Source organism: Rahnella sp. WP5, from assembly GCF_000745615.1.
In the GTDB taxonomy this organism is placed as follows: domain Bacteria; phylum Pseudomonadota; class Gammaproteobacteria; order Enterobacterales; family Enterobacteriaceae; genus Rahnella; species Rahnella aceris.
In genome coordinates this window covers 315687-339750 of sequence record NZ_JQJR01000006.1, presented here as the reverse complement: position 1 = coordinate 339750, position 24064 = coordinate 315687, and the positions used below count along the sequence as shown (strand labels likewise).

General features: G+C 53.4%; 18 protein-coding genes. 13 read left to right on the top strand and 5 right to left on the bottom strand.

Features of this window, described 5'->3' with window-relative positions; genetic code table 11:
- The first annotated feature begins 256 nt into the window (after positions 1 to 256).
- From EX31_RS04075 to yjjJ, 7 genes are all read left to right on the top strand, one after another.
- Positions 257 to 1429: a patatin-like phospholipase family protein gene (locus EX31_RS04075; protein WP_369794760.1), complete on the top strand. Its 1173-nt coding sequence runs from the start codon at positions 257 to 259 to the stop codon at positions 1427 to 1429.
- Entirely contained in the window at positions 1426 to 2211 is a 786-nt protein-coding gene (locus EX31_RS04070; RefSeq protein ID WP_037033489.1) for a TatD family hydrolase, read from the top strand. Before EX31_RS04075 ends, EX31_RS04070 begins: the two co-directional genes overlap by 4 nt.
- A gap of 548 nt (positions 2212 to 2759) precedes the next feature.
- A complete protein-coding gene (deoC, locus tag EX31_RS04065) occupies positions 2760 to 3539 on the top strand; it encodes a deoxyribose-phosphate aldolase (RefSeq protein ID WP_013577101.1) in 780 nt (259 codons plus the stop codon).
- Between the two features lie 90 nt (positions 3540 to 3629).
- On the top strand, positions 3630 to 4958 hold the full coding sequence (gene deoA, locus EX31_RS04060) for a thymidine phosphorylase (RefSeq protein ID WP_037033487.1): 1329 nt from the start codon (positions 3630 to 3632) through the stop codon (positions 4956 to 4958).
- Between the two features lie 88 nt (positions 4959 to 5046).
- Complete coding sequence (gene deoB / locus EX31_RS04055) at positions 5047 to 6270, top strand: phosphopentomutase (RefSeq protein ID WP_037033486.1); 1224 nt, start codon at positions 5047 to 5049, stop codon at positions 6268 to 6270.
- An 83-nt stretch (positions 6271 to 6353) separates the two neighbouring features.
- Positions 6354 to 7073: a purine-nucleoside phosphorylase gene (deoD, locus tag EX31_RS04050; protein WP_013577098.1), complete on the top strand. Its 720-nt coding sequence runs from the start codon at positions 6354 to 6356 to the stop codon at positions 7071 to 7073.
- A 173-nt stretch (positions 7074 to 7246) separates the two neighbouring features.
- Positions 7247 to 8593 (top strand): type II toxin-antitoxin system HipA family toxin YjjJ, encoded by a 1347-nt coding sequence (gene yjjJ, locus EX31_RS04045; RefSeq protein WP_037033484.1) that lies wholly within the window; start codon positions 7247 to 7249, stop codon positions 8591 to 8593.
- A 1-nt stretch (position 8594) separates the two neighbouring features.
- On the opposite strand, the gene EX31_RS04040 is transcribed toward yjjJ, so the two are convergent.
- Complete coding sequence (locus EX31_RS04040) at positions 8595 to 9383, bottom strand: YtjB family periplasmic protein (protein WP_013577096.1); 789 nt, start codon at positions 9381 to 9383, stop codon at positions 8595 to 8597.
- Positions 9384 to 9617: 234 nt separating this feature from the next.
- On the opposite strand from EX31_RS04040, the gene serB reads away from it, so the two are divergent.
- The 5 genes from serB to EX31_RS04015 all read left to right on the top strand — a co-directional run bounded on the left by serB (position 9618) and on the right by EX31_RS04015 (position 16075).
- On the top strand, positions 9618 to 10583 hold the full coding sequence (gene serB, locus EX31_RS04035; RefSeq protein WP_037033481.1) for a phosphoserine phosphatase: 966 nt from the start codon (positions 9618 to 9620) through the stop codon (positions 10581 to 10583).
- A gap of 20 nt (positions 10584 to 10603) precedes the next feature.
- A complete protein-coding gene (gene radA / locus EX31_RS04030; protein WP_013577094.1) occupies positions 10604 to 11986 on the top strand; it encodes a DNA repair protein RadA in 1383 nt (460 codons plus the stop codon).
- Positions 11987 to 12058: 72 nt separating this feature from the next.
- A complete protein-coding gene (gene nadR / locus EX31_RS04025) occupies positions 12059 to 13318 on the top strand; it encodes a multifunctional transcriptional regulator/nicotinamide-nucleotide adenylyltransferase/ribosylnicotinamide kinase NadR (RefSeq protein ID WP_013577093.1) in 1260 nt (419 codons plus the stop codon).
- 346 nt (positions 13319 to 13664) lie between these two features.
- A complete protein-coding gene (locus EX31_RS04020; RefSeq protein ID WP_037033479.1) occupies positions 13665 to 15200 on the top strand; it encodes a DUF3300 domain-containing protein in 1536 nt (511 codons plus the stop codon).
- 17 nt (positions 15201 to 15217) lie between these two features.
- The gene (locus EX31_RS04015; protein WP_037033477.1) at positions 15218 to 16075 is read left to right on the top strand and encodes a DUF2950 domain-containing protein; all 858 of its coding nucleotides are present in this window, start codon (positions 15218 to 15220) and stop codon (positions 16073 to 16075) included.
- A gap of 69 nt (positions 16076 to 16144) precedes the next feature.
- Here EX31_RS04015 and EX31_RS04010 read toward each other — a convergent pair whose 3' ends face one another.
- Positions 16145 to 17146, bottom strand: coding sequence for a zinc-binding alcohol dehydrogenase family protein (locus EX31_RS04010; RefSeq protein ID WP_037033476.1), 1002 nt, complete (start codon positions 17144 to 17146; stop codon positions 16145 to 16147).
- Between the two features lie 100 nt (positions 17147 to 17246).
- Between EX31_RS04010 and EX31_RS04005 the strand changes: the two genes are divergently transcribed.
- Positions 17247 to 18155 (top strand): LysR family transcriptional regulator, encoded by a 909-nt coding sequence (locus EX31_RS04005; RefSeq protein ID WP_013577089.1) that lies wholly within the window; start codon positions 17247 to 17249, stop codon positions 18153 to 18155.
- A gap of 64 nt (positions 18156 to 18219) precedes the next feature.
- Here EX31_RS04005 and ettA read toward each other — a convergent pair whose 3' ends face one another.
- The 3 genes from ettA to EX31_RS03990 form a co-directional block, all read right to left on the bottom strand.
- Positions 18220 to 19887 (bottom strand): energy-dependent translational throttle protein EttA, encoded by a 1668-nt coding sequence (gene ettA, locus EX31_RS04000; protein WP_015690481.1) that lies wholly within the window; start codon positions 19885 to 19887, stop codon positions 18220 to 18222.
- Positions 19888 to 20090: 203 nt separating this feature from the next.
- Positions 20091 to 20771 carry a transcriptional regulator RcsA gene (rcsA, locus tag EX31_RS03995; RefSeq protein ID WP_037033474.1) on the bottom strand — a complete coding sequence of 227 codons (681 nt, stop codon included), beginning with the start codon at positions 20769 to 20771 and terminating at the stop codon, positions 20091 to 20093.
- Between the two features lie 323 nt (positions 20772 to 21094).
- Positions 21095 to 23833 carry a cation-transporting P-type ATPase gene (locus tag EX31_RS03990; RefSeq protein ID WP_037033578.1) on the bottom strand — a complete coding sequence of 913 codons (2739 nt, stop codon included), beginning with the start codon at positions 23831 to 23833 and terminating at the stop codon, positions 21095 to 21097.
- Positions 23834 to 24064 lie beyond the last annotated feature (231 nt).

Below are 24064 nucleotides of genomic sequence, written 5' to 3'. Positions count from 1 at the left end.
TGCCAAAATGTGTTAATTAATGACATCGCCCCCTTCACTGAAGGGGGCGATTCTTTTATGTGTACAATCTGGCCGTTAACAGGACGTAACGATTTTGTCGCCCGATTTTGGCAAGAAATCTACGCAAAGCAGGAAGACGAGGTATGCTCTGAAATGAAGGCCAACTGAGTGGGGCCATTTGCGTGAGGACGATGCGTTGGGATACAGAATACCTGTCACGCTGGGGAATATAGAACCGCTGGCGTACAAACCCTATATGCCGGGGAAGATTGCCCTGGTGTGCGAAGGCGGCGGGCAGAGAGGCATTTTTACGGCAGGCGTGCTGGATGAGTTTCAGCGCGCGCGTTTCAATCCCTTTGATTTATATCTGGGCACCTCTGCGGGTGCACAAAATCTCTCTGCTTTCGTCTGCGGGCAGCCCGGCTATGCCAGAAGGGTGATCACCCGCTACACCACCAGCCCTGACTTTTTCAACCCGCTGCGTTTTGTGCGTGGCGGACATCTTATCGATCTCGACTGGCTGGTTGAAGAAACGGCCAAAAACATGCCGCTGGCGATGGACAGTGCTGAAAAGCTTTTGATCGACGGCCGGGAATTCCTGATGTGTGCCTGTCGCAGTGATGATTATGCGGCCAATTATTTCTCGCCGACGCGGGAAAACTGGCTACCCGTGATCAAAGCCTCAAGTGCTATTCCGGGCTTTTACCGCATGGGTGTGGATCTGGATGGTGTCAGCTATCAGGACGGAGGCATCAGTGACGCGATCCCGGTTGAAGAAGCGTACCGCCGTGGCGCGGATACCATTGTGGTCATCCGTACCGTGCCTTCGGCGATGTTCTATACACCGCAATGGATGAAGCGCATGGAGCAATGGCTGAGTGAAAGCAGCCTGCAACAACTGGTGCGCATGATGCAGCACCACGAAGAAAGTTATCACCGCATTCAGCAATTTATTGAGAATCCGCCGGACGATGTGCGTATTTTCGAAATCTTCCCGCCAAAACCGCTGGCCAGCCACGCGCTTGGCAGTCGTCTGCCTGCGCTTAATCAGGATTACCATCTTGGCCGTCGCTGCGGACGGTACTTCCTTTCTGCTGCGGCACACTGGCTGTTACCGCGTGAAAACGAGCGCCCTCATCCGCAAATCGAACCACGGATATTCCGCCAGCCAAAACAGGTTATCGTGCCGCAGGATGAACCGGAAAATGTGATCCCGCTGGCTGCTTCGGTCAGTACGGTTGAGCAAATCATTCTGGATCCAGCCGTGTTGACGGATATGGTCGCCGACGGCGGTATGGTGCGTCCGGCAGCCTTTAAAGACAACGTGGTCAGTGCGCCGCAACCGCAGCACGCATCCTCAGACATGCCGCCACCGGAAAGTCCGGCGTCATCAGAAAATTATCCGTCCAGTGAGGGCGAAAATCTGTGAGTTTCACCTTCGTCGATACGCATTGTCATTTCGATTTTCCGCCGTTTACCGGCGCGGAAACGGAAAGCCTGCGCCTCGCCGCAGAAGCTGGCGTAGGGCAGATTATTGTTCCGGCGGTCACGTCTGACCGTTTCAGCGGCATTCTCACACTGGCCGAAAAATTCCCGCAATTGCACGCCGCGCTGGGCTTGCATCCGCTTTATATCGCCGAACATAAAGACAGTTGTCTGGATTTACTGGATTCACTGCTCAGCCAGCGGGATCCACGCCTGGTGGCAGTCGGGGAAATCGGCCTGGATTTATACATGGAAGCGCCGAAGTTTGAGCAACAACAGCGGTTGCTGAAAGCGCAGTTCGCGCTGGCAAAGCGTGAGATGTTGCCGGTGATCCTGCACTCCCGTCGCAGCCACGATCAGCTGGCGGCGCTGCTGCGTCAGGCAAAACTGCCGGCAACCGGGGTAGTGCACGGGTTTGCAGGCAGTCTTTCTCAGGCGCAGGCGTTTATCAAACTGGGTTTTGCGATAGGCGTGGGTGGCACTATCAGCTACGAACGCGCGCAGAAAACCCGTCATGTGATGGCAGAATTACCGCTTTCGTCATTGTTGCTGGAAACCGATGCGCCGGATATGCCGTTGCAGGGGTTTCAGGGGCAGCCTAATCGCCCGGAACGGGCGGCAACCGTGTTCGACATTCTGTGCAGCCTGCGCAGTGAAACGCCGGAACAGATTGCTCTTGCACTGCTCGACAATACCCGCCGCATCTTTAATCTCCCTTCCCGGTAAACCGTCGAAATTTTAATTTTGTGATTTAAATAACATTTACCCTGACGTATAGAAACCTTTCCAGAAAGGGTTTCTGGCGTATTGCGATTTCATTTCTCTTTAAAATGTTATTATTATAACATTGCTCGTAAGATCGCCGGTTGGTGATCGCGGTGTGGCCACCCGAACTCCGTTTGTCATGATTCGGGTATACACTCTTATTAAGGGTCGAATACTGAGCATAAGGGCTAATAATTGTGACCAAGGTCTCATTTAGCCAAGCAACGTTGCAATCGGTTTTCATTTTGTGTGAAATAATGCACACAGGAACCTGATGTGACGTGTTCAAATAGTCACAACGAACTGGCGTCAGCCAGTCCAAGCGCGGTGAGAAGGATCTCAGTTGCCACGTAAGCCGTTCCACGCCGCTTACGCACGCTATCTTCAAGGAACCAAGTCCGCTCGCCAACGTGCAGAATTCTCTTGCCGACGTTAAACGCCGGAACGAATTCATGACTGTATGCTCAGTCCCGGCCGGTCGCTGGAATTGAAAATTGTTGGAGAGTTATATGACCGATTTAACCGCCGCAGCGCAACGTGCGCTGAACCTGATGGATTTAACCACCCTGAACGAAGACGACACTGATGCAAAAGTGATCGCGCTTTGTCACCAGGCGAAAAGCCCGGCAGGTAACACCGCTGCTGTCTGTATTTATCCTCGTTTTATTCCTGTTGCCCGTAAAACCCTGCGCGAGCAAGGCACGCCGGACATCCGTATTGCCACCGTCACCAACTTCCCGCACGGTAATGACGATCTTGAGATTGCGCTGGCAGAAACCCGCGCGGCAATTGCTTACGGTGCCGATGAAGTTGACGTGGTCTTCCCGTACCGCGCGCTGATTGCCGGTAACGAGCAGATTGGTTTTGAGATGGTGAAACAGTGCAAAGAAGCCTGTGCGGCTGCCAATGTGCTGCTGAAAGTGATCATCGAAACCGGTGAGCTGAAGCAGGATGCGCTGATCCGCAAAGCCTCTGAAATCGCCATCAACGCAGGCGCTGACTTCATCAAAACCTCTACCGGTAAAGTGCCAGAAAACGCCACGCTGCACAGCGCTGAGTTGATGATGAGCGTGATTGCTGAGATGGGCGTGGGCAAAGCTGTCGGTTTTAAACCGGCCGGTGGCGTGAAAACCGCTGAAGACGCTGCGCAATATCTGGCACTGGCTGATCGCCTGCTGGGCCGCGAATGGGCTGACGCACGTCACTTCCGTTTCGGCGCATCCAGTCTGCTGGCAAGCCTGCTCACCACTCTCGGTCACGCTGGCCAGAAAGCCACCAGCAGCTACTAATCACTGTTGTTATGCCAATACCGTGGCGCTGTTTTACAGCGTCCGGTATTCGCATCTACATTTAGCGTTCAGCTCAGGCAGGGGGATACCTTGTTTCTCGCACAAGAAATTATTCGTAAAAAACGTGACGGTCAGCCTTTAAGCGATGAAGAAATTCGTTTCTTTATTAATGGTATTCGCGACAGTCAGGTTTCAGAAGGCCAGATTGCCGCGCTGGCAATGACTATCTATTTCAATGATATGACCATGAATGAGCGTGTGTCGCTGACCATGGCAATGCGCGACTCCGGTACTGTACTGGACTGGAAATCGCTCAACCTCAACGGCCCGATCGTTGATAAACATTCGACCGGCGGTGTGGGTGACGTGACGTCCCTGATGCTGGGGCCGATGGTGGCGGCATGCGGCGGTTATGTGCCGATGATTTCCGGCCGCGGCCTCGGTCATACCGGCGGTACGCTGGATAAACTTGAAGCCATCCCGGGCTTCGATATTTTCCCGGATGACAGCCGTTTTCGCCGCATCATTCAGGATGTCGGCGTGGCAATTATCGGCCAGACCAGCTCGCTGGCTCCGGCGGATAAGCGTTTCTATGCGACACGTGATATCACCGCAACTGTCGATTCTATCCCGCTGATCACTGCTTCGATTCTCGCCAAAAAACTGGCCGAAGGGCTGGATGCGTTAGTGATGGACGTCAAAGTCGGCTCCGGCGCCTTCATGCCGACTTACCAGCTATCCGAAGATCTGGCGCAGGCGATTGTCGATGTGGCGAATGGCGCAGGTTGTAAAACCACGGCGCTGCTGACCGACATGAATCAGGTGCTGGCATCCAGCGCAGGGAATGCGGTGGAAGTGCGCGAAGCCGTGCGCTTCCTGACGGGTGAATACCGGAATCCGCGTCTGCTGGAAGTGACAATGGCGCTCTGTGTTGAAATGCTGCTGTCCGGAGGACTGGCAAAAGATGACGCCGACGCCCGCAGTCAGTTGCAGGCCGTGCTGGATAACGGCAAAGCCGCAGAAGTCTTTGGCCGCATGATTGCCGCCCAGAAAGGCCCAACCGATTTCATCGAGAATTACGATCGTTATCTGCAACAGGCCACGCTGAGCAAACCGGTTTACGCCGAAGGCAACGGGATTGTCAGCGCGATGGACACCCGTGCGCTGGGCATGGCCGTCGTTTCACTGGGTGGCGGACGTCGCCGCGCCAGCGATGCTATCGATTACAGCGTCGGTCTGACCCATATGGCGCAGCTTGGCCAGCAAGTGGATACCCGTCAGCCACTGGCGATGATCCACGCGAACAGTGAAGCGGCCTGGCAGCAGGCGGCGCAGGAAGTGCGTGCGGCCATTGTCCTGAGCGACAAAGCGCCGGAAAGCACGTCGGTGGTTTACCGCCGGATCGGTGGTAACGCTTGATTTCAGGCCAAATCGCCCCCATTTAAGATTGATCAGGTGCGCGGCAGTTCCGCGTGACCCAATGCGTAACCATTCGCAGGAGAGCAAAATGAAACGTACATTTATCATGGTGTTAGACTCATTCGGTATCGGTGCCAGTGAAGATGCCGAGCGCTTTGGCGATGCCGGTTCTGACACGCTGGGCCATATCGCAGCTGCCTGTGCGCGTGGCGATGCGGACAAAGGCCGCAAAGGCCCTCTGAATCTGCCTAACCTGACCCGTCTGGGGCTGGCGAAAGCTGCGGAAGAATCTACCGGTAAAATTCCTGACGGCATGGACGGTAATGCTGAAATTACCGGTGCGTATGCTTATGCCAGCGAACTGTCTTCCGGTAAGGACACCCCATCAGGCCACTGGGAAATCGCCGGTGTGCCGGTTCTGTTTGACTGGGGCTACTTCAGTGAAACGACCAACAGCTTCCCGCAGGAACTGCTGGATAAACTGGTTGAGCGCGCTAATCTGCCGGGTTATCTCGGCAACTGCCATTCTTCCGGTACCGTGGTACTGGATGATTTGGGCGAAGAGCACATGAAAACCGGCAAGCCGATTTTCTACACCTCAGCCGACTCCGTCTTCCAGATTGCCTGTCACGAAGAAACCTTCGGGCTGGATCGCCTGTATGAACTGTGTGAAATCGCCCGTGAAGAACTGACTGAAGGTGGCTACAATATTGGTCGCGTGATTGCCCGTCCGTTCATCGGTGACAAAGCCGGTCACTTCGAACGTACCGGTAACCGTCATGATTTAGCGGTTGAACCACCGGCTCCGACCATCCTGAAAAAGCTGGTGGATGAGAAAGACGGCCATGTGGTGTCTGTCGGTAAAATCGCTGACATCTACGCGCAGGTTGGTATCACTAAAAAAGTGAAAGCTACCGGCCTGGATGCGTTGTTTGACGCGACGATCAAAGAGATGAAAGAAGCGGGTGACAAGACCATCGTCTTCACCAACTTTGTTGATTTCGACTCCTCTTACGGCCACCGCCGTGACGTACCAGGCTACGCTGCCGCGCTGGAACTGTTTGACCGCCGTATGCCGGAACTGCTGGAACTGGTGAAAGAAGATGACATCATCATCTTCACCGCTGACCACGGTTGTGACCCGACCTGGCGCGGCACCGACCATACCCGTGAGCACATTCCGGTCTTAATCTATGGCCCGAAAGTAAAACCAGGTTCATTAGGTCACCGTGAAACCTTCGCGGACATCGGCCAGACAGTCGCTAAATACTTCGACCTGTCACCGATGGATTACGGCAAATCCATGCTCTGATACTTTTCTTACGCGGCCAGTCTCTTATACTGGCCGCGTTTTTTATAATGAATATGACACCTCGCTGATTAAGGAATAAGAAGATGGCAACTCCACACATTAATGCTGAAATGGGCGACTTCGCTGACGTCGTGCTGATGCCGGGCGATCCGCTGCGCGCTAAGCACATCGCGGAAACGTTCCTTCAGGATGTTAAGCAGGTGAACGACGTGCGTGGCATGTTGGGTTTCACCGGCACTTACAAAGGCCGCAAAATCTCCGTGATGGGCCACGGCATGGGCATTCCTTCCTGCTCAATTTATGCCAAAGAGCTGATCACTGAATTCGGCGTGAAAAAAATCATCCGCGTGGGTTCTTGTGGTGCTGTGCGTGCCGACATCAAACTGCGCGACATCGTGATCGGCATGGGTGCCTGTACCGATTCCAAAGTGAACCGCATGCGTTTCAAAGACCACGATTACGCGGCTATCGCTGATTACGACATGGTGCGCAACGCGGCTGACGCGGCGAAAGCCAAAGGCATCAACGCGCGCGTAGGCAATATCTTCTCCGCTGACCTGTTCTACACGCCGGACCCGCAAATGTTCGACGTGATGGAAAAATACGGCATTCTGGGTGTGGAAATGGAAGCCGCCGGTATCTACGGCGTGGCCGCAGAATTCGGCGCGAAAGCACTGACCATCTGTACCGTTTCCGACCATATCCGTACGCACGAACAAACCACTGCCGCTGAACGTCAGACGACCTTCAACGACATGATCGAAATCGCGCTGGAATCCGTTCTGCTGGGCGACAAAGAATAAATTCTGCAAATATTGCAGTCACTAAAACGGGCGCCGGATGGCGCCCGTTTTGCTATGCGTTTTTTCGTGTTTTTTTGCGTATTCAAATTTATATCTTTAGGATATATCGATTTATTTTAATTTTTTATCTATGCTATTAGCTATGCATTTTCCTATTCATCACTGAGCCGCTCATGTCTGAACTTGTAGATTTACTGCGTCAGGGCAGTCTGACGGCAAAAGAGATCACGGAGCAACTGCACATCACCCAGTCAACGCTCTCAAGGCGGCTGACTAAAATTCCTGAGATCGTCAAAATCGGGCAAAGCCGCTCGACCCGTTATATTCTGCCGCGTCCGCTGGAAGGCCAATGGAGCTTCCCGCTTTACCAAATTAATGAGGCAGGAAATGCCGAAAAGGTCGGGACGCTATATTCCATCTGGCCGGGTGAAAGTTGTGCAGTGGAAGTTGTCAGCGGCCAGTCGCTGATTTACGACGGTCTGCCGTGGTTTATCACCGATATGCGGCCTCAGGGTTTTTTAGGTCGGGCGTGGGGACGTGATATTAACGCTGCCCTGCATTTTCCGGATGACATTAAAAGGTGGACCGAATCTCAGACGCTGGTGGCTCTCGCAAGAGCGGGGGATGAAACGGTCGGGAATTTTGTCATTGGAGAAATGGCCTATCAACGATGGTTTCATAAACCTGAAGATATTCCCGTTCCCCGTGAAGACAAAATTCAGGTGTATGAACGGCTGGCACAGAGAAGTCTGGCAGGGGAGGAAGTCGGATCATCTGCGGGAGGCGAGCAGCCTAAATTCAGCTGCTATGCAGAACATGCAGGCCGGGACGCCTCTCAGGTTTTAGTTAAATTTTCGCCTCCGGCTGTCAATGAAAACGCCTCCCGGTGGGGCGATTTACTGCGCTCTGAAGCTCATGCGTTAAACGTTTTGCGGGAGGCCGGCATTCCGGCGGCAACAGCCGAAATTTTTACCGGCAGAAAGGGCGAGGTTTTCCTTGAGGTCGAAAGATTTGACCGGACAGGTGAGCGCGGGCGTCGCGGGCTGGTTTCCCTTGAGGCCGTCTCTGCTGAGTTTGGCGGAGGAAACAGCAACTGGTTTTTGACCGCGCAGCGGTTACGCCAAAGCAAGGTCATTACAGCCGCTACAGTCGACAAAATTGAGCAGATTTATGCCTTCGGAAAACTGATCGCCAACAGCGATATGCATCAGGGAAATCTGTCATTTATCGATCCTGCCATTGACCCTTTAAAGCAGGCTCTTTCGATATCGCCTGTGTATGACATGCTGCCGATGGCTTTTGCACCGACCAACGCCGGTACCATGCGTCGTGAAACCTTACCCTTAACGCCCGACCCTTTAGTGTCTAAAGAAAAGTGGTTGAATGCACAGGATTGGGCGGGTGAGTTCTGGCGGAAGGTAGAAAGCGATATGGCAATCAGTCCTGAATTCCGCCAACTGGCCAGCGGAATGCTGGCGCAGGTGGAAGGGTTAACATCAATTATTCAGCGGCTGGCCTGAATCACTTCGGTCTGCTGCGTTTCAGGCTGCGGTAAGCGGCTTGTGCGGCTTCTTTCGTTTGCGCTTCGGTGGCAGGTTTTGCCGGCGCGACCTCAGATTCCGGCTCGGGAATGTTCAGCACCGGCGGCGGGCCGAATTCATCCGGCTCTTCTTCCTGTTCATCATCTTCTTTCACCGGCTTGCTGGCGGTCAGCAGGAACGGAGATTGCTGCCAGCGCGAACGGCGGCCTTGCAACAGGGTGCGGGCCAGAATAATACCGACGCCCAGCGCGGCGAGCATCATCAGACGCAGCAGGTTGGTGGTGTTATCCACCTGTTTGGATTCTGTCGCCAGCACGTGCGTATCCAGCGTAATGCGTAAAAATCCGCTCGGACCGTTTTTATCTTCGATCGGCACCACAATCTGATGATTGAAGTAGCTGCCCGCACGTTTGCCATCCAGCGACAAACGGTCGCGAACCGGCACCTGTTCACCGGCATGCGCCACCAGAGAACCGTCGGACTCATAAACACTGGCGTCAAGAATGCGACTGCTATCGGTAAGCTGACTCAAAATAGTGGAAATTTGTGCGATATCAGCGCCATCATTGTCGCTGTCCATCAGTGGCGCGAGGGAAAACGCCACCTGTCTGGCGAGCGTCTGAGCAAGCTGTTCCACCTGCGTTGAACGGGCCAGTTGGTGTCCCAGACTGAAATAGGATGCGCCTTGCATCAGGATGACTAATAATGCCAGACTTATCAATACGATAGCTGCTCTGTGCAGGCGAAATTTAAGTTTGGCCTTGGCCATTCTGTTTCCTTGCGTATTTCGATGACTTTATGTTGCCAGAAGCCGCTACGATAAGGTAGCTTGATGCCAGTTTTTACCCGGCATCCTTCAAGCTGCTGCTTTCATTTATACCGGTCACTGACCCGTGTCAGTTCCCGGAGGTGCATTCAGTTGCTGCCTTGAGTCAACTGAATGATTTTGGGTAAATCGTGATATTTGTTTTTCTTAATGCCATAACGCCCTACAGGAGCCATCATGCCAAACAGTCTGACCTATTGCGATCTTCCTGCGGAGATCCACAAATGGCCGGGACTTCCCCTTTCACTGAGCGGTGACGAAGTCATGCCGCTGGATTACCGGGCGGGGCATACCGGATGGCTCCTTTATGGAAGAAAACTCGATAAGAAGAGTATTACGCTGTTCCAGCGCCGGTTAGGCCGCGCTTTGGTGATTGTGAGCGCCTGGGCAGTCGAAGGTTATCAAGTTGTGCGTCTGGCCGGTTCACTTACCGCTGATGTACAGCTTCTCGCCGAATCCTTTGAATTTGATGTTGCTCAGCTGGGGAAAGTGCCGTATCTGCGTGCACCGGGCCTGCTGGTTATGGACATGGATTCTACCGCGATTGAGATTGAATGCATCGATGAAATTGCCAAACTGGCTGGCGTCGGTGAGCAGGTGGCTGAAGTCACTGAACGCGCCATGCGCGGCGAGCTGGATTTCGCCGCGAGTCTGCGTCAGCGCGTCGCGACACTGAAAGATGCGGATGCCAGCATTCTCCAGCAGGTGCGTGAAACCCTGCCGCTGATGCCGGGCCTGACCGTCATGGTTCAGCGTCTGCAGGAAGCGGGCTGGCATGTGGCGATTGCTTCCGGTGGTTTTACGTATTATGCCGAATACCTGCGTGATCAGCTGAATCTGGTCGACGTGGCCGCGAACGAGCTGGAAATCCGTGAAGGTAAACTGACCGGCCGTGTGATCGGGCCAATCGTCGATGCGCAATATAAAGCAGATACCCTGCTGAAACTGGCGGAAAAACTGGGTATTTCCCATGAGCAAACCGTCGCCATCGGTGACGGCGCGAATGACCTGAAAATGATGGCGGTAGCGGGCATGGGCATTGCTTATCACGCCAAACCGAAAGTCTACGAACAGGCCGCAGTATGCATCCGTCATGCCGATCTTCTTGGCGTTCTCTGCATTTTAAGTGGTAGTCAGTCTTAATCAATACAAAGAGGTAAGTTGTGGCAAAAGCAGCAAAACGTGCATTTGTGTGTAATGAATGTGGCGCAGACTATCCGCGCTGGCAAGGGCAGTGTAGTGCCTGTCAGGCCTGGAACAGCATTACTGAAATCCGTTTGGCCGCTTCTCCGACCGTAGCGCGTAATGAACGTCTGACCGGTTACGCCGGTGATGCGGGCGTCAGCCGCGTACAGAAACTTTCTGATATCAGCCTTGATGAACTTCCGCGTTTCAGCACCGGTTTTAAAGAGTTTGACCGTGTATTAGGCGGCGGCGTAGTGCCGGGCAGTGCGATTCTGATTGGTGGTAACCCCGGCGCAGGTAAAAGTACGCTGCTGCTGCAAATTCTGTGTCATCTCAGCGAAAACATGAAAACCCTGTACGTCACCGGGGAAGAATCTTTGCAGCAGGTGGCGATGCGTGCACACCGTCTGGGTCTGCCGACGGCTAACATGAATATGTTGTCGGAAACCAGCATCGAGCAAATTTGCGAAATAGCGGATAAAGAACAGCCGAAACTGATGGTGATCGACTCCATTCAGGTGATGCACATGGCGGATATCCAGTCGTCGCCGGGGACGGTTGCGCAGGTGCGTGAAACGGCGGCTTACCTCACCCGTTTCGCTAAAACGCGCGGCGTGGCGATCGTCATGGTCGGCCATGTCACTAAAGACGGTTCACTGGCGGGGCCGAAAGTGCTCGAGCACTGTATCGACTGTTCCGTGCTGCTCGACGGCGATGCTGATTCGCGTTTCCGTACGCTGCGCAGCCACAAAAACCGCTTTGGTGCCGTGAACGAACTGGGCGTATTTGCCATGACCGAGCAGGGATTGCGTGAAGTCAGCAATCCGTCGGCGATTTTCCTCAGCCGTGGCGATGAAATCACCTCCGGCAGTTCGGTGATGGTGCTGTGGGAAGGGACGCGTCCGTTGCTGGTTGAGGTTCAGGCGCTGGTCGATCAGTCGATGATGGGCAATCCGCGTCGTGTGGCGGTCGGTCTTGAGCAAAATCGTCTGGCGATATTACTGGCCGTGCTGCACCGTCATGGCGGCTTGCAGATGGCGGATCAGGATGTGTTTGTTAACGTGGTCGGCGGCGTGAAAGTCACCGAAACCAGTGCTGACCTGGCGCTGCTGATGTCGCTGGTGTCCAGCCTGCGTGACCGTCCGCTGCCGCAGGATTTAGTGGTGTTCGGCGAAGTCGGGCTGGCGGGGGAAATTCGCCCGGTACCGAGCGGTCAGGAGCGGATCACCGAAGCGGCGAAGCACGGTTTTAAACGCGCCATTGTGCCGCACGCCAACGTGCCAAAAAAAGTGCCCGCCGGTATGCAGGTGTTTGGCGTCAAAAAACTGGCTGATGCGCTGGCGATCCTCGACGATTTGTAACGGTTAACCGCTGTCGCAGCTCAGTGCCTTTGTGCTATTTTTTGTTTAGTAAAAAAAACCTGAGGACAAGGCATGTCACAGTTCGACTATCTAAAAACCGCGATAAAACAACAGGGACGCACGCTGCAACAGGTGGCCGAAGCCAGCGGGATGACCAAGGGTTATCTCAGCCAGTTGTTGAATGCAAAGATAAAAAGTCCCAGCGCCCAAAAGCTCGAGGCGTTGCACCGCTTCCTGGATCTTGAGTTTCCCCGTCGCGAGAAGAATATCGGCGTGGTGTTCGGTAAGTTTTATCCGCTGCACACCGGCCATATCTATCTGATCCAGCGTGCCTGCAGCCAGGTTGATGAACTGCATATCATCATGGGCTATGACGAACCGCGTGACCGCGAGCTGTTTGAGAACAGTTCGATGTCTCAGCAGCCTACAGTCAGCGACCGCCTGCGCTGGTTATTACAGACCTTCAAATACCAGAAAAACATCCGCATTCATGCCTTTAACGAAGAGGGGATGGAGCCGTATCCGCACGGCTGGGACGTCTGGGGACGTGGCATTAAAGAGTTCATGAGCCAGAAAGGCATTGAACCCAATACCATTTATTCCAGCGAAGAAGCTGATGCGCCGCAGTACCGTGAACATCTGGGGATTGAAACGGTGCTGATCGACCCGAAACGTTCCTTTATGAATATCAGTGGCCGCCAGATCCGTCAGGATCCGTTCCGTTACTGGGATTATATTCCGACAGAAGTGAAGCCGTTCTTCGTGCGTACCGTGGCGATTTTAGGTGGCGAATCCAGCGGAAAATCCACGCTGGTCAACAAGTTAGCTAATATCTTCAACACTACCAGCGCCTGGGAATATGGCCGCGATTATGTTTTCTCGCATCTTGGTGGCGACGAAATGGCGCTGCAATATTCAGATTACGATAAAATCGCGCTCGGTCAGGCGCAGTACATTGATTTCGCGGTGAAATATGCCAATAAAGTGGCGTTTATTGATACCGATTTTCTGACCACGCAGGCCTTCTGCAAAAAATATGAAGGGCGTGAGCATCCGTTCGTGCAGGCGCTGATGGATGAATACCGGTTTGATCTGGTTATCTTGCTTGAAAACAATACACCGTGGGTCGCTGATGGCCTGCGCAGTCTGGGAAGTACGTCTGACCGGATGTCTTTCCAGAACCTGCTGATCGACATGCTGAAACAGAACAACGTCGATTATGTTCACGTTGAATCATCGGATTATGACCAGCGTTTTCTCGAATGTGTGGAGCTGGTGCAGAATATGCTGGCAGCAGATACCAGCCGGCTGAATGAGCCGCCTGTGAGCTGATCAACAAGCAGCAATAAGAAAGCGTGTGTTCTTCGGAATACGCGCTTTTTTATTATTCACACTATGAATATTTTATATATTATCTATCTCTCACAATTATTAATTAATTGATCTGATTATCTTTTCTGGTCATTTTATTAATTCAGTTTGTAACACTGTAAAATTAAATATCCTTATTATTCATTGGATTGTATGTGTGCTTTTTTTAAGGCTTTTTATTGCGCATTTTATGTGTAAATCCCTGACATGAAATAAAAATACAGTGGCGGCCGTTGAGTTTTATTTATCCGATTATACTCATTCAATCTGCCTCTCATTCCCGCTGAGGCTTTCTAAGGTGATCCGAATGAATTTATCATTCAAGCCCTGGGGTATCGCAGTATTGTGCGGCGCAGGGGCATTTGCTCTGGCCAGTGTGATGTTTATACAAGGCTGGCTTCCGGTCAGCAGTCAGGCCGAAACCACGGCGCAGACTGCGCCTCCGCCTGCATCAGCCGCCGTTCCTCCGCCAGCAGCCCCGGTTCCTGCACCCGTTGCACCTGCGGCATTTACACAAGCTCAGCTCGACCAGTGGGTGGCTCCTGTTGCGCTTTATCCTGACAGCCTGCTTTCACAGGTACTCATGGCATCGACTTATCCCACTAACGTGATTCAGGCAGTACAATGGTCACGCGACCATCCGCAAAACCAGGGCGACGCTGCCGTCGCTCAGGTGGCGAATGAGCCGTGGGATCCGAGTGTGAAATCGCTGGTGGCTTTCCCGCAATTGCTGGCGCTGATGGGAGAAGATCCGGCATGGGTGCAGAATCTGGGTAACGCGTTTCTGGCACAACCGGACGACGTGATGAATACCGTGCAGAAATTCCGTCAGGTGGCACAAAGCAGCGGGGCACTGAAAAGCACGCCGCAGCAGACCGTGACAGTCAAACCCAAACCGGCGGCACAAAGCAGCTCAACCACAGTGGTGAAAAGTGCGCCTGCGCAGCAAACCATCGTGATTGAGCCAGCGGATCCTCAGGTTGTTTACGTACCGAGCTACAACCCGAATGTGGTGTATGGCGCATGGCCGACACCAGCCTATCCGCCGGTGTATCTGCCACCTCCTCCGGGACAGCAGTTTGTTAACGGTGTGGCGTCTGGCATCGGGTTTGGTGTCGGTGTGGCAGCGACTTATGCCATTTTCGGTAGTATTGACTGGGACGATGATGATCATCATCACGATGATTATGATCATCACGGTGGTTCGCAGAACAATTATGTCAACGTGAACGTCAACAACTACAACCGTATCTCGGGCAACAATAATGGGATCAACCCTGCTGGAAATGCGAATACCACGGGCTGGCAGCACAATCCGACCTACAACGCAGGGCTGCCAAATCACGGCGCAAACCTGAACGGTGCGACACAAAACCAGGTGCTGAGCAAGGCGGCGCAGCGTAATAACTATCGTGGTTTCGACAACAACGCGGTCGGGCGTAACAACGGCGGTGTGCAGAATCAAAATCTGGATCAGCGCCGTCAACAGGCGGCATCGGTGATGAATCAGCATCAGAATACGCTGCAGCAGGCGCATACCCAGCAGCGAAACCTGCCGCATTCAGCACCGGCTGCCGGTATGCATAATCCGGCCAGTCGCCAGGTGCCGCAGCACCAGCCACTGTCTCAACACAATGCTAAGCGCCAGCCAGTACAGCAAATCAACCAGCATCAGCGGCAGAATCTTAATGCATCACGCAGCACGGCATTCAGCGGTAACTCCAGCCGCGGGCCGTCGTGGCAACAGCAGCAATCGCGGGGTAATCAGAGCCGCGAGCATATGCGGAACTTCCAGCAGTCACGCCCTGCCAATACAGAGCCAGCTCATTTGCACCGTCGCTAGACTGACGAGGAAAAGTCATGAAGAGATTGCGTAATTTTTTAATTTCCACAGGTCTGATGTTGCTGCCTTTAACCGGTTTCGCACAGCAGACATTCACCACCCCGGAACTTGCCGCGCAGGCACTGGTAAAAGCCATTGAAGCGCACGATGATGCGTCTATGCAAAAGCTTCTCGGGAATAACTGGCAGGTGTATCTGCCGCCAAAAGAGGTGGATCCGGACGAGGTGGCGCGTTTTCTGCGTGACTGGCATATCAGCCATAAAATCGCAGAACACGGCGACACCGCACACCTGAATGTCGGGCCGGAAAACTGGCAGTTGCCGATCCCGATGAAACACACGGCGCAGGGCTGGTCATTTGATATGGCCGCCGGTGCCGCCGAAATCGAAACCCGTGCTATCGGCCGCAATGAGCTTTCCGCCATTCAGGCGGTTTCCGCTTACGCCGATGCGCAGCACGAATATCAGCAGATTGCCGGGCAATATGCTCAGCGCTTTATCAGCACGGAAGGCCAGCATGACGGCCTGTACTGGCCGGTGAAACAGGGCGAAGCGCCCAGCCCGTTAGGTCCGGCCTTTGGCAATGATCAGCCGGGATCGGATTATCACGGCTACTTTTACCGCATCCTCACCGCGCAAGGCGCAAACGCCAGCGGCGGAGCGTACAGTTACATCGAAAATGGCAAGATGACCAAAGGTTTTGCGCTGATCGCCTGGCCGGCGGTTTACGGCCATACCGGCGTGACCAGTTTTATGATCAATCAGCAGGGCGAGGTATATCAGCAGGATTTAGGCGAGCATACCGACGCTGCGGCAAAAGCGATCACCGCGTTTGACCCCGATGCCAAATGGCAAAAAGTGGACGATGGCGAATAGGGGACATACGTGAATGAAAAAGCCCCGCCATGAAAGTGACGGGGCTTTTCTTTTAAAGCGGCATTGTGCTTAGAAGGCGACGACGACTTTACCTTGCATATGGCCGTCGAGCACTTTGGCGTGGGCGGCTTCGATGCTTTCCACTGTCAGGCCAGAAAGGGTTTCACTCAGTGTGGTTTGTACTTTGCCTTCATCAACCAGCGCCGCGACCTGCTTAAGAATTTCGCCCTGTTCGGCAATATCCGGCGTAGTAAACATGCTGCGGGTGTACATCAGTTCCCAGTGCAGTGCGGCACTTTTCAGCTTCAGTTTATTCATATCCAGCGGATGTTCATTTTCAACGATGGTACAGATGTGGCCCATCGGTGCGATCAGATCAGAGATCGCTTCCCAGTGACCGTCGGTGTCATTCAGGCACAGAATGAAATCCACCTGTCTGATGTCGTGTTTGGCCAGTTCACCTTTCAGATCTTTATAGTTCACGGTCAGATCCGCACCGCGATCCAGACACCATTGTGCGGATTCCGGACGCGAAGCGGTGGCAATAACTTTCACTTTGCTGCGCAGTGACGCGAACGGGATCGCAAGCGAACCCACGCCACCGGCCCCGCCGATGATCAGCAGGGTTTTATCGGCAGACGCGTCCTGGATTTTCAGGTGCTCGAACAGTGCTTCCCAGGCGGTCAGCGTGGTTAGCGGCATGGCAGCGGCTTCAGCCCAGTTCAGGCTTTGCGGTTTGACGGACACAATACGTGAGTCGATCAGTTGTTCTGTCGCGTTGCTGCCGGAGCGGGTGATATCCCCGGCATACCAGACTTCATCACCGGCTTTGAAGTTTTTCACTGCGCTGCCGACGGATTTGACGATGCCGCTGGCATCCCAGCCCAGCACTTTTGGCGCGTCCAGACCGCTTTTCTGCACGCCTTTATGCACTTTGGTATCGACCGGATTGATCGACACGGCTTTCACTTCCACCAGCAGGTCGTAATCCTTCGCGACGGGTTGTGGCAATTCAACAGCAATAAAATGGGCCGGATCTTTCGGGTTTACGGCAATAGCTTTGATTGTCATGTTCTCTCTCTCCGTTAGGTATACAGACAGTCTAGTCCTCCGGCGGGAAGCTGATAAGATGGACAATAACTAACAAAGTGTTCGTCTGAGGTGAACAATCATGTTTAAACAGTTGCAGGATATGGCATTGTTTGCGCTGGTGGCGGAGTGTGGCAGCTTCACACAGGCCGCAAGCCGCGCAGGATTGCCCAAATCGAGTGTCAGTCATCGCATCAGCCAACTGGAGAAATCCGTCGGCCTGCGGTTGCTGAACCGCACGACGCGACAGCTTAATCTGACGTTCGCCGGTGAACGCTACCTGATCCACTGTCAGGAGATGATGCAGGCCAGCGAACGGGCAGAACTGGCGATCCGCCGTTTACGCGATAACCCGAGCGGACGGCTGCGGATCACCAGTCCGGCGGGACTCGGCGCGACGTTGCTGGCGCGCATGAACGTTGAGTTTCAGAAGCGTTATCCCGATGTGTCGCTGGAAGTCTCCGTTTCCGATGCGCTGGTCGATCTGGTGCAGGAAGGGTTTGATATCGCGCTGCGTACGGGTAAACCACAGGATTCCTCGCTGATTGGCCGCGAACTGGGGCACAGCCCGCGTTACCTGCTGGCTTCACCGGCGTATCTGGCGCAGCATCCGTCGCTGGATTCGCCGCAGCAACTGGCGTCGCATCACTGTATCGCGCACCGGGCGTGGTCGGAATGGGTGCTACATCGCGGCGACACCTGGCACCGCTGGCTGCTGCCTGCGGCGCATACCACCGACAATTTGTTGTATGCGCGGGAATGCGCGCTGGCAGGCGCAGGTATCACGCTGTTACCGGCATTTTTATGCCATGACGAAGTGGCGAAAGGCACACTGGTGCGCGTGTTACCGGAATGGGAAGCGGAAGGGAATGATCTGTATCTGGTCTATCCGGGACGAAAACTGAATTCTCCGGCACTGGCCTGTTTTATTGAGTTTATGCTGGAAGAATATGGCTTTGCGAAGAGTTACAGCGAGGCGCTGGCAGGCTAGATTTCAGTGAATTGAAGGCATAAAAAAGGCCCGTTTCCGGGCCTTATATTCAGGCGAAAGACGATTACTTGATCATCTTTTTGTACTTGATGCGCTTCGGCTCTAACGCTTCGGCACCTAAAGTACGTTTTTTGTATTCTTCGTATTCGGTGAAGTTACCTTCGAAGAATTCGACTTTACCTTCATCCTGATAATCGAGGATGTGCGTCGCGATACGGTCGAGGAACCAGCGGTCATGGGAAATGACCATCGCGCAGCCAGGGAACTCCAGCAAGGCGTTTTCCAGCGCGCGCAGGGTTTCGATGTCGAGGTCATTGGTCGGTTCATCGAGCAGCAACATGTTACCGCCAACCTGCAGCAGTTTTGCCAGATGCAGACGACCACGTTCACCACCGGACAACTCGCCAACGCGTTTGCCCTGATCAACACCTTTGAAGTTGAAGCGGCCCACATAGGCGCGGCTTGGCATTTCAGTGGTGCCGATGCGCATGATGTCCTGACCACCGGACACTTCTTCCCATACGGTTTTGCTGTTATCCATGGAATCACGGAACTGATCCACAGAGGCCAGTTTCACGGTGTCACCCAGCTCGATGGTGCCGCCGTTCGCTTCTTCCTGACCTGACATCATACGGAACAGCGTGGATTTACCGGCACCATTCGGGCCGATAATGCCGACGATTGCGCCTTTCGGGACGGAGAAGGACAGGTCGTCTATCAGAACGCGATCACCGTAAGACTTGCTCAGGTTTTTCACGTCGACAACTTTGTCGCCCAGGCGCGGACCCGGTGGAATGAACAGTTCGTTGGTTTCGTTACGTTTCTGGTATTCGGTGTTGTTCAGCTCTTCAAAGCGTGCCAGACGTGCCTTGCCTTTAGACTGACGGCCTTTCGCGCCCTGACGAACCCACTCCAGCTCTTTCTCAATAGACTTACGACGGGCCGCTTCAGAAGATGCTTCCTGCGCCAGACGTGCATCTTTTTGTTCCAGCCAGGTGGAGTAGTTACCTTCCCACGGAATACCTTCACCGCGGTCAAGTTCCAGGATCCAGCCTGCCACGTTATCGAGGAAGTAACGGTCATGGGTAATCGCCACAACGGTGCCTTCGAAGTCATGCAGGAAGCGTTCCAGCCATGCCACGGATTCGGCATCCAGGTGGTTGGTCGGTTCGTCGAGCAGCAGCATGTCCGGCTTTTCGAGCAGCAGGCGGCAAAGTGCCACACGGCGGCGTTCGCCACCGGACAGGTTTGCCACTTTCGCATCCCAGTCCGGCAGACGCAGTGCATCGGCGGCACGTTCGAGCTGGCTGTTCAGGTTATGGCCATCATGTGCCTGAATGATTTCTTCCAGCTTGCCCTGTTCGGCCGCCAGTTTGTCGAAATCAGCGTCCGGTTCGGCGTACAGCGCATACACTTCATCGAGACGTTTTAACGCGCCAACGACTTCAGAAACGGCTTCTTCCACGGACTCACGCACGGTGTGTTCCATGTTCAGTTGCGGTTCCTGCGGCAGATAACCGATTTTCAGATCTGGCTGCGGACGTGCTTCACCTTCGATGTCAGTATCGATACCGGCCATGATGCGCAGCAGCGTGGATTTACCTGAACCGTTCAGACCCAGAACACCGATTTTGGCGCCAGGGAAGAAACTCAGGGAGATGTTCTTAAGAATATGACGCTTCGGCGGAACAACTTTGCCGAGGCGATGCATGGAATATACGTATTGAGCCACGTTGTTTTGAGCCTCTTTCTCTGCGGGCCGCGCGCTGTCTGCGAAGGGCAGGCGCTGCGGCAAATTAAAGCCAGCCCCGCCTGATTGCGGCATGACTGATAAGGGTTCCGACTGCGAAGTTTAGCGTGTTTCAGTCGGGTTCCCAACCATCAGGTTCACAGTAAGGCAAGAATGTTGCTGGCGGGCGGCAGGTGGCGGAGAAATCAGCCGAACGGAATGGTGAATTCATCCGTTTCGCGGTCCGGGCGCAGTGGCTGAGTACGCCCGACAAACATCCCGGATGTCAGAATATCGGTGAGTTTAACAACATGATAAATAGCCTGTTTATTCTGAGTTTTTACTTTGCGCTTGATATTGCCTTTGTGTGACGCCACCGTTTTTTGCTTGATATTCAGGTGCTGAGAAATGATTTGCGTGTTCAGCCCCGACATCCACATTTTCAGAATACTGGATTCAGTCCGGCTCAGGCTGACCGGCGTGAGATCCAGCGGTTGTTCCGTTTCTGCCGAGCGCGCCAGCAGCAGGTTATGGGCAATCAACTGATAAATAGTGGCTGTCCGGATGGATTTTGACAAAATAATGATGTTTTTACGGATCGGCACATAGTTCTGATAATTCAGGTTTTCCTTGGAAATGAAAACAAAAAAAAGCGTACCGGGATGCGCGTCGATCACCTCCCGCAGAACGTGACCTGATTGCGCATCAGACGTAAAGCAATCTTCATTCACGAAGATGATTTCAGGCGTCAGGGAATTGCATGTCGCTTGCAGTTCGTCGATGTCCTTAAGCGAAAGAATATCTTTCGGATGTTGTCCGTTTAATTGCAATAGCGAATGCAATGCCAGCTGTGTGTAATAGCACTTATCTACAATGAGCGATGACATTGTGTGTTACCTGTTTGTTGGCCTTTGTTTGACTGCGGTACAGCCAGAGAGCTCGTTTTTATAAAACTGATCGTATAGCGATGGGGCATTCCCGTAAAAGTTGCCGGATGCTGGCAAAACTAACATTGCTGTGAGAAGGGATGCCCCTGGAGAGAGTAATAAGGCGGTAAAGAATTGATGTAAATCAGCAGAATGGGCTTTGGGACGTTTTGTGAGATCTTTGAGACGAATTGAGCGGGGAAAAGACTAAAGTTTCAGAATTGTGACGTTTTTTATGTGAAAAAGCCAGGTTACACAAGGTAACCCGGCATAAGCATAAATCGTCAGACTTTCTTGCGGATGAAGCGGTTAACCAGCCATTTCTCGATTTCGACGATCACGAAGATCATCGCGCCAACCACCAGCGTGATCCCCCAGAATTTCAGTGGCATCGGCACGGTGCCAAACAACTGGTTCATGACTGGCAGATAAATCAACGCCAGTTGCAGGAGCAGTAAGACACCGGAAACAATCCATAACCCTTTGTTGACGAACACTTCGCGCGTCAGCGGGAAACGGTCCATTACGCGGCAGTTAAACATATACACCCACTGCGCGGTGACCAGCGTCTGTAACAGCACGGTGCGGATCAAATCGCTACTGTAACCACGCGGTTGCATCCAGGCTTCCAGCACAAAGGCACTGCAGGCAATCAGAATACCCACGAAGGCGATACGCCAGACAGCATGCAGGTCGAGAACGTGCTGACCCGGCGCGCGCGGACGGCGCCTCATCATGCCTTTCTCACCCGGCTCAAAGGCCAGACCGAAGGACAGCGTGGTCGACGTTGCCATGTTCATCCACAAGATCTGAACCGGTGTCAGCGGGATGACTGCCCCGGCCAGAATGGCCAGGATAATCAGCAGTCCCTGCGCGAGGTTAGTCGGCAGAATAAACAGAATGGTTTTCTTCAGGTTGTCGTAAACGCGACGACCTTCCCTGACCGCGCTGGCGATGGTCGCGAAGTTGTCATCGGTCAGCACCATGTCAGCGGCTTCTTTGGTAACTTCGGTGCCTTTGATCCCCATCGCGATACCGACGTCAGCCTGTTTCAACGCGGGCGCATCGTTGACACCGTCACCGGTCATTCCGACCACTTCACCGGCATCCTGTAACGCTTTTACCAGCCGTAATTTATGCTCGGGACTGGTACGGGCGAAAATATCATACTGGCTGGCGGCAGCGGCCAGTTCTGCATCATCCATATGCTCGAGCTGGTAACCGGTGATGGAATCACTGCTGTTGCCAATCCCTAACATTTTGCCGATGGCCATCGCGGTTTCCTGATGGTCGCCGGTGATCATCTTCACGCGGATCCCGGCCTGCTGACACTGGGCAATCGCATCAATGGCTTCCGGGCGAGGGGGATCCATCATGCCAGCGATACCGACGAAAATCAGACCCTGTTGCAGATGGCTATGGTTCAGGTTGCCACCGATTTCCGGCTCATCTTTCAATGCCGCAGCGACCATGCGCAGACCCTGACGGGCATAGCGCGCCATCTCTTCTTCCCAGTATTCCCGGCGGAAAGGCTGCACGCCGTTTTCGGTCAGTTCAAACGAGGCTAAAGAGAACAGTACGTCCGGTGCGCCGGTCACGAACAACCGGGTTTTGCCGTTGATGCGTTGCAGCGTCGACATGTATTTGTGTTTGGAATCGAACGGGATTTTATCCAGCGGCTCGACTTTGCCGGTATTCAGGTTTGATTTCGCCGCCAGTACTTTCAGTGCGCCGGAAGTCGGCCCGCCGGTAATGCCCCAGTGGCCTTTATCGTCCTGCATCAGTTGGCTGTCGTTGCATAAATCAACTGCAGTGATGAAGGTATTGAGCACCGGTGTATGAGTGACATCAATCTGTTGCCGGGTTTGTGCGTCAACAATCCGGCCTTTAGGCTGATAGCTTTCGCCTTCAACCTGATAAACGCGGTCTGCCAGAATGACGGCTTTCACAGTCATTTCATTCATGGTCAGCGTGCCGGTTTTATCCGAGCAGATAACCGTCATGGAGCCGAGTGTTTCGACTGTCGGCAGCTTGCGGATAATGGCGTGATTACGCGCCATCGACTGCACGCCAAGGGAGAGAATAATCGAGATAATCGCCGGTAAACCTTCGGGAACCGAAGCCACGGCCAGGCTAATCAGCGACAACAACAGTTCGCCCAATGGCATATCGCGCAGGATAAAGGCGAAGACAAACAGGAACGCCATCATCAGCAGAATCAGGGCGAAAATGCCTTTGCCCAGTTTGTCGATTTGCTGCAACAGCGGGGTGCGCTGCGGCGTAATCGACGACATCATCTGGTTGATGTGACCCAGTTCGGTGTCTTTACCTGTGGCATAAACCACACCGGTTGCGGTGCCGCCACTGATCATGGTGCCGGAGAACAGCAGGTTGTGGCGGTCGCCGATCATGACTTCATCGTCAATGACCTGTGCGTTTTTCACCACCACGGTGGATTCACCGGTCAGAATGGCTTCTTCGACCTGCAGGTTATGCGCGCTGACAATGCGCAAGTCCGCCGGGATTTTATCTCCCGGGCGCAACTGCACGATATCACCGGGCACCAGCTGGTCGGCATTGATGGTTTGTATCTGTCCGTCACGCATGACAACTGCCTGACTTGACAGCATATTCTGAATGCTTTTCAGTGATTTCTCAGCGCTGTTTTCCTGCAAAAAACCGATCAGCGCATTGATGACGGCCACGCCCAAAATCACCAGCGTGTCCACCCAGTGTCCCATGGCACCGGTCACGATGGCAGCCGCGAGCAGGATATAAATCAGGACATCATTGAAGTGCGCCAGAAAACGCATCAGGGCGCTTTTGGCGGCTTTTTCCGGTAAGGCGTTCGGGCCATATTCTTTCAGACGCTCGCTGGCATCGTGCCGGGTCAGGCCATTCTCGCCAGTTCCCAGACGCTGCATGGCGTCGTTACCACTAATCTGATACCAGTTTTTGTTTTCTGTCGCGACAGAAGAAGAGGGGCTGGCATTCGTTTTTACAGATGAAGTTGAGTGAGTCATATACTTTTCCATAAGCCATGAACTGCGCTGCTATTAATATTTCAATCCTGACGGCGAAATAGTGAATATCAAAAAATCAATTTTACAATAGGGTGTGATCATAATTAATTATCTGTGAATAAATTTGATCTGAGCCAATAAATACTTTTTTTGTATCAGCATTAATAGATAAATTGCTTTAAAAACAGATGGATAAGTCCTTTAGGAATTTCGGTATTAATTACACTTCAT

Excerpts from the sequence above, each read along its gene's own strand:
- EX31_RS04075 (WP_369794760.1), top strand. The coding sequence starts at position 257 with ATGCCGGGGAAGATTGCCCTGGTGTGCGAAGGCGGCGGGCAGAGAGGC.
- deoC (WP_013577101.1), top strand. The coding sequence starts at position 2,760 with ATGACCGATTTAACCGCCGCAGCGCAACGTGCGCTGAACCTGATGGAT.
- deoB (WP_037033486.1), top strand. The coding sequence starts at position 5,047 with ATGAAACGTACATTTATCATGGTGTTAGACTCATTCGGTATCGGTGCC.
- deoD (WP_013577098.1), top strand. The coding sequence starts at position 6,354 with ATGGCAACTCCACACATTAATGCTGAAATGGGCGACTTCGCTGACGTC.
- yjjJ (WP_037033484.1), top strand. The coding sequence starts at position 7,247 with ATGTCTGAACTTGTAGATTTACTGCGTCAGGGCAGTCTGACGGCAAAA.
- EX31_RS04040 (WP_013577096.1), bottom strand. The coding sequence starts at position 9,383 with ATGGCCAAGGCCAAACTTAAATTTCGCCTGCACAGAGCAGCTATCGTA.
- serB (WP_037033481.1), top strand. The coding sequence starts at position 9,618 with ATGCCAAACAGTCTGACCTATTGCGATCTTCCTGCGGAGATCCACAAA.
- nadR (WP_013577093.1), top strand. The coding sequence starts at position 12,059 with ATGTCACAGTTCGACTATCTAAAAACCGCGATAAAACAACAGGGACGC.
- EX31_RS04020 (WP_037033479.1), top strand. The coding sequence starts at position 13,665 with ATGAATTTATCATTCAAGCCCTGGGGTATCGCAGTATTGTGCGGCGCA.
- EX31_RS04015 (WP_037033477.1), top strand. The coding sequence starts at position 15,218 with ATGAAGAGATTGCGTAATTTTTTAATTTCCACAGGTCTGATGTTGCTG.
- EX31_RS04010 (WP_037033476.1), bottom strand. The coding sequence starts at position 17,146 with ATGACAATCAAAGCTATTGCCGTAAACCCGAAAGATCCGGCCCATTTT.
- EX31_RS04005 (WP_013577089.1), top strand. The coding sequence starts at position 17,247 with ATGTTTAAACAGTTGCAGGATATGGCATTGTTTGCGCTGGTGGCGGAG.
- rcsA (WP_037033474.1), bottom strand. The coding sequence starts at position 20,771 with ATGTCATCGCTCATTGTAGATAAGTGCTATTACACACAGCTGGCATTG.
- EX31_RS03990 (WP_037033578.1), bottom strand. The coding sequence starts at position 23,833 with ATGACTCACTCAACTTCATCTGTAAAAACGAATGCCAGCCCCTCTTCT.